Below are 10,776 nucleotides of genomic sequence, written 5' to 3'. Positions count from 1 at the left end.
GCCCGCGCCAGGAGGGCCGGGCGGGCGGGGGTGGGGTCCGCCGGCGCACCGGAAGGGAGCCGGACCGCACCGCCCGCCGCGCAGACCTCACCACCGCACTCACATCCTCACGAACTGGGACCCTCTCGCGTCGTAGTCGCGACAATACCGAGCGGTGTCCTGGGCCACACCGGTTTGGATCATTTCCGTGCCCGGGGGCGGTGTGCGGCGGCCGTCCGGTGTGGACCCGTTCAGGCGGTGGCGGCCCGGACCGCCTCCTCCCACCGGCCCAGGGCGTCGTCCACCTGCTCGGCATTGACGACCAGCGGGGGGATCATCCGCACCGTGTTGCCGTGGGCACCGCAGGTGAGGAGGAGCAGCCCCCGGTCGGCGGCCTCCTGGTGCGCCCGCTGCGCCAGGTCGGGCCGGGGCTCCCCGTCGGCTCCGGTGAACTCGACGCCGATCATGAGGCCGAGGCCCCGGACGTCGCCGATCGTGGCGTGGTCGACGGCGATCTTCCTGGTCCCCTCCAGCAGCCGGCGCCCCATCTCTCCGGCGTTCTCGACGAGGGCCTCGCTCCGGATCACCTCCAGGGTGGCGATGGCGGCGGCGCAGGCGACCGCGTTGCCGCCGTAGGTGCCCCCCTGCGAGCCCGGCCACGCCTGGCTCATCAGTCCCGTGGGCGCGGCGATGGCCGAGAGCGGGAAGCCGCTGGCGAGGCCCTTCGCGGTGACGAGGATGTCGGGACGGACCCCGCCGTGGTGCTCGTGGCCCCAGAACCGGCCGGTGCGGCCGAAGCCCGTCTGGACCTCGTCGAGGATGAGCAGGATGCCGTGTTCGTCGGCCCGCTCCCGCAGCCCGGCCAGGAACCCGGCGGGAGCCGGCACGTACCCGCCTTCACCGAGGACGGGTTCGACCATGAGCGCGGCCGTGTCCGCCGGTGCGCTGACGGTGCGGAACAGGTGGTCGAGCTCGCGGAGGGCGAACTCCACCGCCTGCTCCTCCGACCAGCCGTACCGGTAGGCGAAGGGGTAGGGCGAGACGACGGCGCCGGGCATGAGCGGGCCCAGACCGGCGCGGAACTTGGTCCCGGCGGTGGTGAGGGCCGCTGCGCCCATCGTCCTGCCGTGGAACCCGCCCTGGAACACCACGATGTTCTGCCGGCCGGTCACGTGCCGCGCCAGCCGGACCGAGGCCTCGACCGCCTCACTGCCGGAGTTCAGGTAGAAGACCGAGTCCAGCCCCGCCGGGAGGACGTCGCCGAGCCGTTCGGTGAGCTCGAGCAGCGGTTCGTGCAGCACGGTCGTGTACTGGCCGTGGATGAGCTTCCCGACCTGGCGCTGCGCGGCCTCCACCACCCTCGGGTGGCAGTGCCCGGTGTTGACCACGCCGATTCCGGAGGTGAAGTCCAGGTAGGGCCGGTCCTCGGCGTCGTAGAGGTACACCCCCGCGCCGCGCACGGCTCGCACCGGGGTGGCCTGCTTGAGCTGAGGAGAGAGCTGGGCCATGATCGCACTCCCACTGTAGGATTGTCGACAATCATCGTCCATGCAACCATCCCAGCGGTTGCATGTCCACATCCGCGGAGGGAAGGTCGGGATCATGACCGCTACCCAGCAGCATGCCACCGCACGGGGCGATCTCCTCGCCCACACCCCGAAGGACCTGTTCATCGACGGCGACTGGGTCCCGGCCACGGGTGGGGCCACCTTCGAGGTGCGGGACCCGGCGAACGGGGAACTCCTCTGCGAGGTGGCCGACGCCTCGCCCGCGGACGCGACGGCGGCCCTCGACGCCGCCGTCGCCGCGCAGGCCTCCTGGGCGGCCCACCCGCCGAGGGAACGCGGGGAGGTCCTGCGCCGGGCGTTCGAGGAACTCATGCGCCGCCAGGAGGAGCTGGCCGTCCTGATGACGAGGGAGAACGGCAAGCCCCTCGCCGACGCGCGCGGCGAGATCGCCTACGCGGCGGAGTTCTTCCGCTGGTTCTCCGAGGAGGCGGTCCGCATCGACGGCGGCTACCAGGTCGCACCCAACGGGGCCAGCCGGTTCCTGGTCATGCGGCAACCGGTCGGCCCGTGCATCTTCGTCACGCCGTGGAACTTCCCGATGGCGATGGGGACCAGGAAGATCGGCCCGGCCATCGCCGCCGGTTGCACGATGGTGATCAAACCCGCCCACCAGACGCCGCTGTCGATGCTGGCCCTGGCGGGGATCCTCAAGGACGCGGGGCTGCCCCCCGGGGTGCTCAACGTCGTGCCGGCGACGGACGCGGGTGGCGTGGTGGAGCCGCTCATCCGCGACCCCAGGGCGCGGAAGATCTCCTTCACCGGCTCCACCGCGGTGGGACGCCGGCTCATCGAGCAGTCCGCCCAACAGGTGCTCCGGGTGTCGATGGAACTGGGCGGCAACGCCCCGTTCGTCGTCTTCGACGACGCCGACCTCGACGCCGCGGTGGACGGTGCCATGACCGCCAAGATGCGCAACATGGGTGAGGCCTGCACCGCCGCCAACCGCATCTACGCCCAGCGGGGCGTGGCGGAGGAGTTCGGCCGACGCCTGGCCGAGCGGATGAGCGCGCTGCGACTCGGCCCCGGCGTGGAGGACAGCACCCAGGTCGGCCCCCTGATCGACGCCAGGGCCCAGGAGAAGGTCCTCACCCTGGTACGGGACGCCGTCGACCGGGGCGCCAGGGTCGTCGTGGGCGGCGACGTGCCCACCGACGAACGCCTGCGGTCCGGCCACTTCTTCACCCCGACGGTGTTGCGGGACGTGCCGTGGGAGGCCCGGATGTCCTCGGAGGAGATCTTCGGCCCGGTGGCCCCGATCTCGACGTTCGACACCGAGGAGGAGGCGTTGGCGGCCGCGAACAACACCGAGTACGGCCTCGTCAGCTACGTCTACACCCGGGACCTCGCCAGGGGCCTGCGCATGGCCGAGGGCCTGGAGACGGGCATGGTGGGGCTGAACCAGGGCCTGGTGTCCAACCCGGCGGCGCCGTTCGGGGGCATCAAGCACTCGGGTGTCGGCCGCGAGGGCGGCCACACCGGGATCGACGAGTTCCTGGAGACGAAGCTGGTCAACATCGGCTTCTGAGCGGGCGGGGACCCTGACGGCGGGCAGCTGTCCTCCCGCCCGGGTCCCCTCCCCGACTGCCCCCGCCCTGGCGACCCCGCCGGGCCTCCCTCGGCGTGCTCCCACCGGTCGTCACTCGTCCTGGCCTGCCAGCCCGGTCGCCCCCGGTGCGCGTTCCGCCCCGGCTCGAGGAGGAGCTCCTCGGGGTGTGGCCCCGGCATGGCCACAGGGGTATCGGCCTGGCGGCGCGGGGCCGGACGTTCGAGCAGGGCTCGGCCAGACCACCGGCGAAGCTCAGGACGCGCTCGTCAGACGCTCCACGGCCTCGGTCATGTGGGCTTCCAGCCGCTCCAACAGCAGCTGTTCGTCCCCCTGTTCGATGGCGTCCACCAGCAGGCGGTGCTCCTCGACGGTGTCCCCGGACGGTCGGTAGGTCTCCTGGAGCGCGGTGAGGCACATCCTCGTCTCCACCAGCAGGGTCTGCGCCATGCGCTCCAGCCGCTGGCTCCCCGACACGGCGACCAACCGCTGGTGGAACAGCTGGTCCGCGTCGCTGAAGGCGACCCGGTCGTCGGCCGCCGCAGCGGCCACCATCCGCTGGTGGGCGGAGGTCAGCTCCGCCACGGCGAGGGCGCGGTCGCCCCGCATGATGAGCTGGCAGGCCGCTCCCTCCACCGCCAGCCTGGCCGTGTAGACGTCCCTGATCTCCTCCTCGTCCAGGGTGCTGACGAAGAGGCCCCGGTGCGGTTCGCTGCGCAGCAGCCCCTCCTGCACCAGCCGCTGCATGGCCTCGCGCAGCGGCCCACGGCTCACACCCAGCCGGTTGGCCAGGTCGATCTCGCCCAGTTGGCTGCCCGGCGCGAGTCCGCCGTGCATGATGGCCTCCCGCAGCCGTTCCGCGACGATCTCCGCCGTGGACCTGCGCGCGAGTGGCGCGATTCCGCCCGGTGTCGTGTCCTCCGTCAGGCTGACCACGTCACCCTCTCCTCCCCACCGGGCGGTCGTCCCCGCCCGGCCTCACTGCGTGACAGGCTGGGATCTGGACAGCGCCCCCAGCCCGGCGGTGGCCGTCCGCCCGGCCAACCGCAGTCCTTCCCACACGCTCACCTGGTTGGCGGTGAGCACGGGTTTCCCGAGCCGCTCGTCCAGCCGGTCCAGCAGCCTCGCGGTGTGCAGGGCGGTGTCGGGCACCAGGACGGCCTCGGCGTCGGCGTGGTCGTTGGCCGCCACGAAGTCGAGGACGTCGTCCTCCCCCAGGGTCCCCACCTCGGCCGCCGTCACGATGCCCCTGCTCGTGAGGCTGAGCGCCCGCACCCCGGCGCGGCCGAGGAACTCCACGAACCGCTCCGCGACGTCGGCGGGATAGGTCGCCGCCACGGCGACCCGGCCGATCCCGAGTGCCCGGGCGGCCCGGACGAACGCGAACGAGGTGCTGGAGGCGGGGACGCCCGCCGCCACCGCGAGCTTCTCCACCTGCGCGTGGGCTCCCTCCCACCCGAAGACGAAGCTCCCCGAGGTGCAGGCCCACACGACCGCGTCGGGGGCGTGCTCGGCGAGCAGGGCGGCACCGTCGGCGAGGACGTCCTCGCCTCCGACGTCGAGCAGGGCGTCGACCCGATGGGCGTCCTCGCGCATCAGGGTGTGCACCAGGGGAAGCCGCACTCCGCCTCCCAGCTGGTCCTCCAGCCTCGGGTAGTCGTCCTCGGCGCTGTACCCCGGGTAGAGAATGCCGACCGTCACGGTCACGAACGCACCTCCGGTTGTCTCGACGCGCCCCTCCGGGGCGACGGGTGGTCTCCAGCTGCCGACACCCGGTGTCGTTCCGAGGGGAATGACACCCACCACGGGAATTGTCGACAATCCTACACTTCGCGGTGCCGGGTCGCCCGGATCAGGCGGCCGACATGTGACTGGAGCGGATCAACCGCTGGTCCTCGGCCGCCGCGCTCCGCCCCAACAGGCGGAGGGCACCCCACATCGTCACCTGGTTGGCGGTCAGGACGGGCTTGCCGAGGATGCGCTCCAGCAGGGGGATCACATCGTAGGTGGGCACGTTGGTACAGCTGACGAAGACGGCTTCGGCGTCCGGCCGGTCGACGAGCCGGACGATCTCGACGACCTCCTGGTAGGAGACCTTCCAGATCTGGCCCAACAACCCGAGCCCCTGGCAGGACACGGCACGCACGCCGAACTCGTCCAGGAACGAGACCAGGCGTTCGTTGATGCTGTCCACGTAGGGGGTGGCCACCGCGAGGCGGGAGACCCCGAGCACGGACAACGCCTCGACCAGCGCTCCGGAGGCGGTGACGGCCGCCGGAGCGCCGGCCTCGAGCATGATCGAGGTCAGGGCGTGTTCCCCCCGCGCGCCGTTGACGAAACTCCCCGAGGTGCAGGCGTAGGCCAGCACCTTCGGCTCGGGGGCGAGCAGGTCGCGGGCGGCACGGTGGACGGCCTCCTCGTCGCTGATCATCGTGGCCATCTCCACCGTCACCGGGACCGGGACGAACGGCACCCGGGTCAGGTGGAGGGTCGCCTCGGGAGGAACCCACCGCCACAACTCGCGGTCGAGCGCGAAATCGAAGGGGGCGACGACGCCGATCCCGTCGTGCAGGAATGGACCGCCGACAGCCCCGAGACCCTCGGGCGGCACTTCGGACCCACCGTCAACCCGCGTGGCGCCGGTAGATGAGCCGCTCGCCGATGCTGCCGGATCTCCACACGTCGTGGCACGCCTCGGCCATCAACGGCAGGCCCTCGACGATGGTGGCGTACACGTTGCCGGGCACCCAGCCCACGTCGCCGTTGAGCAGGAGGTTGTTGCGCCCGTAGAAGATCGCGAGGTCGATCACCCCCGGCAGGTGGTCGATGCCCTTCTCCTCCTTGAAGTCCCGGTCGAGCATGCCTCCGGGGAAGGCGAAGTACACGACATCCCCCGGGATCGGCGTGACCGTCGGGTTCTCCAGTCCCGGCTCCACCTCGGCGAAGTGGGGCACCATCGTGTAGACCTCGTTGCGCGCGTACTTGGCGTGGTGGATGTCCCCGGACTGGGGCAGCGCCTCCCAGACGGCCGCGCAGGTACGAGGGGCGTCCTTCTCGAGCAGTTCGGCGACGCAGGACACTCCGCGCTTCGCGAGCTCGATCGACATGTACTTCGGCATACCAGAACCTCCGGGCGGTGGAGACGGGACTCGGTTGGGAGGTGGTGCGCGACGACCGGCGTTGTCTCGTCGTGGTCTCCGCGTGCCCGTTGCGGTGTACCCCGTGGTGCCTGTGCGGATTGTTGACAATCCTACGAGCGGTTTCTAGCGTGTCAATGGCTACCGCCGACATGTCGGCTCTTTACGGCGAACGGACGAATGCGCCGCCGGCACCGGCAGCCGAAGTGAGGGGGTCACGCCGCGATGTCTCCGCACCCACCGGTCATCACGGTCCTGCACGGGTCGGACGTCCCACCCGACCTCGCCCCGGTCCGCCCGCTGGCGGCCGAGGTCCGGGCGGCCGACGGGCCGGCGGAACTGGCCGAGCTGCTGCCCGGCACCGAGGTGCTCTTCGTCTGGGACTTCAACTCCGACGCGCTGGCCGAGCACTGGTCCCGCGCCGACCGCCTGCGCTGGGTCCACACGGCCAGCGCCGGGGTGGACCGCATGATGTTCCCCGCCCTGGTCGAGAGCGAGGTCCTGCTCACCAACTCGCGGGGGGTCTTCGACCAGCCCATGGCCGAGTACGTCCTCGGGCTGCTGCTCGCCTTCGCCAAGGACCTGCCCACCACCCTCCAGCTCCAGGGCCGACGGCGGTGGCGGCACCGGGAGACCCGCCGGTTGGCCGGCAGTCACGCCGTCGTGGTGGGCACCGGCCCCATCGGACGGGCCATCGGCAGGCTGCTCACCTCGGCAGGGGTCGTCGTGACCGGAGTCGGGCGGAGGGGCAGGGACTCCGACCCCGACCTCGGCCGGGTACACCCGTCGAGCGAACTGGCGGCCCTGCTCCCCGACGCCGACCACCTCGTGCTCGCCGCCCCGCTGACCGAGGCCACCCGGGGCCTGGTGGGAGCGCGAGAACTGGCCGCGCTCGGGCCCGAGGGTGTCCTGGTGAACGTGGGACGTGGCCCGCTGGTGGACCAGCGCGCCCTGGAGGAGGCCGTGGTCGCCGGGGCGATCGGCGGAGTGGCCCTCGACGTCTTCGAGGAGGAACCGCTGCCCGCGCACTCCCCCCTGTGGTCGGCCCCGTCCGTGATCGTCTCTCCCCACATGTCCGGCGACGTGGTGGGATGGCGGGACGAACTGGTCGAGCTGTTCGGCGACAACCTGCGACGTGTCCTCGGTGGACAGGAGCCGCGCAACGTCGTCGACAAGCGGCTCGGGTACGTCTCGACGACGTGATGGAGGTCAGTGGTGGTTAGTGCGGCGGATCTGACCGCGGTGGAGATGCTCTCCGCCTTCCGGACCGGGGAGCTGTCCCCGACCGAGGCCACGGCGGCGGTGCTGGAGCGGATCGAGCGGGTCGATCCCGAGGTCAACGCGTTCTGCCTGGTGGACCCCGAGCAGGCCACCAGGGCGGCCAAGGAGTCCACCGAACGCTGGGCGCAGGGCACGCCGACCGGTCTGGTCGACGGGGTGCCCACCTCGATCAAGGACGTGCTGCTGACCGCGGGCTGGCCGACGTTGCGCGGCTCGCGGAGCGTCTCCCCGGCGCAGTCCTGGACGGAGGACGGCCCCAGCGTCGCCCGGCTCCGGGAGCAGGGCGCGGTGCTGGTCGGGAAGACGACCACCCCCGAGCTGGCCTGGAAGGGTGTCACCGACGGCCCCCTCTACGGCGTGACGCGGAACCCCTGGGACACCGCGCGCACGGCGGGAGGGTCGAGCGGAGGCGGTGCCGCGGCCGTGGCGCTCGGAATGGCGCCGCTGACCGTGGGCACCGACGGCGGCGGCTCGGTCCGCATCCCCGCCAGCTTCTGCGGGGTGTTCGCGCACAAACCCACCTACGGCTGGGTCCCGCACCACCCGCAGAGCCCGTTCGGCACGCTGGCGCACGTGGGGCCGATGACCACCAGCGTCGCCGACGCCGCCCTGCTGCTCGACGTGATCGCCCGCCCCGACACGCGGGACTGGTCGACCGTCCCCCCGCCGGCCACGTCCTTCCTGGAGAGCCTGGACTCCGGCGTCTCCGGCCTCCGGATCGCGTTCAGCCCGACACTCGGGTACGTGCGGGTGGACCCGGAGGTCAGCGCGCTGGTCGCGGCGGCCGCCCGGGTGTTCGAGGAGCTGGGAGCCGAGGTGGAGGAGGTCGACCCCGGCTTCACCGACCCCGTCGCCGAATTCCACACGCTGTGGTTCGCCGGCGCCGCCAAGTCGGTCGAGCACCTCACCTCGGAGCAGCGGGCGGAACTCGACCCCGGGCTCCGGGAGATCACCGAGCGCGCGGCGGCGTACTCGGCCGGCGACTACCTCGACGCGATCGCCAGGCGAGCGGCCCTGGGCGCGGTGATGGGCCGGTTCCACGAACGCTACGACCTGCTGCTGACACCCACCATGCCCATCCCGCCGTTCGAGGCGGGGCTGGAGGTACCGCCCGGGTGGCCGGGTGACCGGTGGACGAGCTGGTGCCAGTTCACGTACCCGTTCAACATGACCCAGCAGCCGGCGGCCAGCGTGCCGTGCGGGTTCACCTCCGACGGCCTGCCGGTGGGCCTCCAGGTGGTGGGCGGCCGGTACACCGACCACCGGGTGCTCGCCGCGTGCCACGCCTTCGAGGGGGCGCGTCCCTGGCGGGACCGCCGCCCACCGCTCGTCTGACCAGCCCGGGGCCGGCCGCGGGCGGGCGTCCAGTCCCCCGCCCGGCTCAGGGGCGCCCGTCTTGCGGGACCGCCTTGTCGTGGCCCTCCCCCGGCGTGGTCAGAGGCGGCTCATGACGTGCTTGAAGCGGGTGTAGTCGTCCAGGCCGTGCCGGGAGATCCCGGTGCCGTGCCCGGAGTGGCGGAACCCGCTCTGCGGCATCTCGGCCACCACGCTGCCGTGGTTGTTGATCCAGACACACCCGAAGGAGAGCAGGCTCGACAGGCGCACCGCCCTGCCGTGGTCGCGGGTCCACACACTCGCGGCACCGCCGTACCGGACGCCGTTGGCCCAGCCCACCGCCTGGTCGGTGTCGGTGAACCGCTGGAGGGTGACCACCGGCCCGAAGATCTCGTTCTGCACGGTCTCGTCGTCCTGGTCGACGCCGGCGACGACGGTGGGCTCGAAGAAGTACCCGGGCTGGTCGGACCGAACGCCGCCGGTGAGGACCGTGGCGTGCTCGGGGAGGCGGTCGAGCACCCCCTCGACCTGCTCGACCTGGTTCTCGTTGTTCAGCGGACCGTAGAAGGCGTCCCGTACGCTGGGCGGGCCGACGCGCAGGCCACGCACCTCGTGCACGAACGCCGCGACCAGCTCGTCGTAGATCTCGTCGGCCACCAGGATGCGGGCCGCGGCCAGGCAGTCCTGCCCCGCGTTCGCGAAGGCCGCCCTCGCCAGCTCGGCGGCGACCAGGGGAACGTCGACGTCCTCGAACACCAGCGCGGGTGCCTTCCCACCCAGCCGCAGGTGGACACGCTTCAGGTCCGCCGCGGCGGAACCCGCGACCTCCATGCCGGAGCGCACCGCCCCGGTCAGCGACACCAGGCGGGGGACCTCGTGCGCCACCATGGCCCGCCCGGTGTCCCGGTCACCGCAGATCACGTTGAGGACCCCGGGCGGCAGGGCCTCGGCGGCCCGCTCGGCCAGCATCACGCTGGTCAACGGGGTCGTCTCCGCGGGTTTGAGGACCACCGCGTTGCCAGCCGCGAGCGCCGGCGCCACACCCGCCGCGGCCAGGAACATCGGGTGGCTGTGCGGCATCATGTGCGCGCACACGCCGAGCGGCTCGCTGCGCAGCAGGGAGGAGTGCCCCCGCTGGTACTCGCCAGCGGCGACGCCGTCGAGGACGCGGGCGGCTCCGGCGAAGAACCGGATGTGCTCGACGGCGAGCGGGAGTTCCCGCTCGGCGACCTGGCGGGCCGGCTTGCCCGTGTTGGCGCACTCGGCCGCGACGAACTCGTCGGCGGCTCCCTCCACCAGGTCGGCCCACCGCAGGAGAGCGCGCTGGCGTTCCTGGGGAGTGGTCGCGGCCCACCCGGTGTGCGCGTTCTCGGCGCGGCGCATGGCCGTGTCCACGTCGTTCCACCGGCTGATCGGCGCTGACCCGAACTCGGCTCCGCTGCTGGGGTCCACGAGCGTGGTCCGCTCGGTTCCCTCCACGCCGGTCGCCTCACCGGCGACGAAGTTGGCCACACTCGCTGGGAGTTCCACCGCACACCCCTCCGCACGCGGGCCCACACCCGCCTCAGGCACGTGTCGCGTCGTCCGGGCCCGCGCTCCCGCCCGTGCGGACGGGCCCTCCTACTCCGTTCCGCCCGCCGCCTTGCGCACCGCCTCCGCGAAGATCGCCAGGTCGTCCCCGGCGTGGGCGAGGCGCTCGGCGACCGCGCTGGCGTGCCCGGAGAGGTCTCCACCGTATCCGGTGCTGCGCAGCCAGTGGGTGAGTCCGTCCAGACCGACGGCGGCACCGGCGACGGCGCCCGTCAGGCCGTCGACGATCCGCTCGACGTCGGCCAGGGTGTGCGGGGCGCTCGAGTCGCCGAGCTGGTCTCCCAGCTGACGGGCGGCCTCGCCCACCTCCTGCGCGATCTCGGCGGGCGGCACCGCGTCGTGG

10 protein-coding genes are annotated in these 10,776 nt (G+C 72.4%); 3 read left to right on the top strand and 7 right to left on the bottom strand.

Annotated features, from left to right (window positions below; translation table 11 throughout):
* Positions 1–230: 230 nt before the first annotated feature.
* Positions 231–1,487: an aspartate aminotransferase family protein gene (locus tag ACTIDRAF_RS0218345; RefSeq protein WP_016700186.1), complete on the bottom strand. Its 1,257-nt coding sequence runs from the start codon at positions 1,485–1,487 to the stop codon at positions 231–233.
* Between the two features lie 94 nt (positions 1,488–1,581).
* Between ACTIDRAF_RS0218345 and ACTIDRAF_RS0218340 the strand changes: the two genes are divergently transcribed.
* Complete coding sequence (locus tag ACTIDRAF_RS0218340; RefSeq protein WP_016700185.1) at positions 1,582–3,072, top strand: NAD-dependent succinate-semialdehyde dehydrogenase; 1,491 nt, start codon at positions 1,582–1,584, stop codon at positions 3,070–3,072.
* A 273-nt stretch (positions 3,073–3,345) separates the two neighbouring features.
* On the opposite strand, the gene ACTIDRAF_RS0218335 is transcribed toward ACTIDRAF_RS0218340, so the two are convergent.
* The 4 genes from ACTIDRAF_RS0218335 to ACTIDRAF_RS0218320 form a co-directional block, all read right to left on the bottom strand.
* Positions 3,346–4,026 (bottom strand): GntR family transcriptional regulator, encoded by a 681-nt coding sequence (locus tag ACTIDRAF_RS0218335; RefSeq protein ID WP_016700184.1) that lies wholly within the window; start codon positions 4,024–4,026, stop codon positions 3,346–3,348.
* A 42-nt stretch (positions 4,027–4,068) separates the two neighbouring features.
* Positions 4,069–4,797, bottom strand: a complete 729-nt coding sequence (locus ACTIDRAF_RS0218330) for a maleate cis-trans isomerase family protein (protein ID WP_016700183.1) — start codon at positions 4,795–4,797, stop codon at positions 4,069–4,071.
* 145 nt (positions 4,798–4,942) lie between these two features.
* A complete protein-coding gene (locus ACTIDRAF_RS0218325) occupies positions 4,943–5,701 on the bottom strand; it encodes a maleate cis-trans isomerase family protein (protein WP_016700182.1) in 759 nt (252 codons plus the stop codon).
* A 13-nt stretch (positions 5,702–5,714) separates the two neighbouring features.
* On the bottom strand, positions 5,715–6,209 hold the full coding sequence (locus tag ACTIDRAF_RS0218320) for a DUF3830 family protein (protein ID WP_016700181.1): 495 nt from the start codon (positions 6,207–6,209) through the stop codon (positions 5,715–5,717).
* 243 nt (positions 6,210–6,452) lie between these two features.
* On the opposite strand from ACTIDRAF_RS0218320, the gene ACTIDRAF_RS0218315 reads away from it, so the two are divergent.
* Together ACTIDRAF_RS0218315 and ACTIDRAF_RS0218310 are read left to right on the top strand one after the other, a co-directional pair.
* Positions 6,453–7,430: a D-2-hydroxyacid dehydrogenase gene (locus ACTIDRAF_RS0218315; protein WP_016700180.1), complete on the top strand. Its 978-nt coding sequence runs from the start codon at positions 6,453–6,455 to the stop codon at positions 7,428–7,430.
* A 12-nt stretch (positions 7,431–7,442) separates the two neighbouring features.
* Positions 7,443–8,843 carry an amidase gene (locus ACTIDRAF_RS0218310; protein ID WP_085944865.1) on the top strand — a complete coding sequence of 467 codons (1,401 nt, stop codon included), beginning with the start codon at positions 7,443–7,445 and terminating at the stop codon, positions 8,841–8,843.
* A gap of 99 nt (positions 8,844–8,942) precedes the next feature.
* Here the strand turns inward: ACTIDRAF_RS0218310 and ACTIDRAF_RS0218305 are convergent, their stop codons facing one another.
* Positions 8,943–10,373 (bottom strand): aldehyde dehydrogenase family protein, encoded by a 1,431-nt coding sequence (locus ACTIDRAF_RS0218305; protein WP_039788044.1) that lies wholly within the window; start codon positions 10,371–10,373, stop codon positions 8,943–8,945.
* 90 nt (positions 10,374–10,463) lie between these two features.
* The coding region (locus tag ACTIDRAF_RS0218300; RefSeq protein WP_016700177.1) for a hypothetical protein at positions 10,464–10,776 on the bottom strand (313 nt) is incomplete at its 5' end.

Source organism: Actinoalloteichus spitiensis RMV-1378, assembly GCF_000239155.1.
Lineage (GTDB): Bacteria > Actinomycetota > Actinomycetes > Mycobacteriales > Pseudonocardiaceae > Actinoalloteichus_B > Actinoalloteichus_B spitiensis.
Note: the sequence above shows the minus strand (reverse complement) of the source record. Positions and strands in the feature narration are given on the sequence as shown.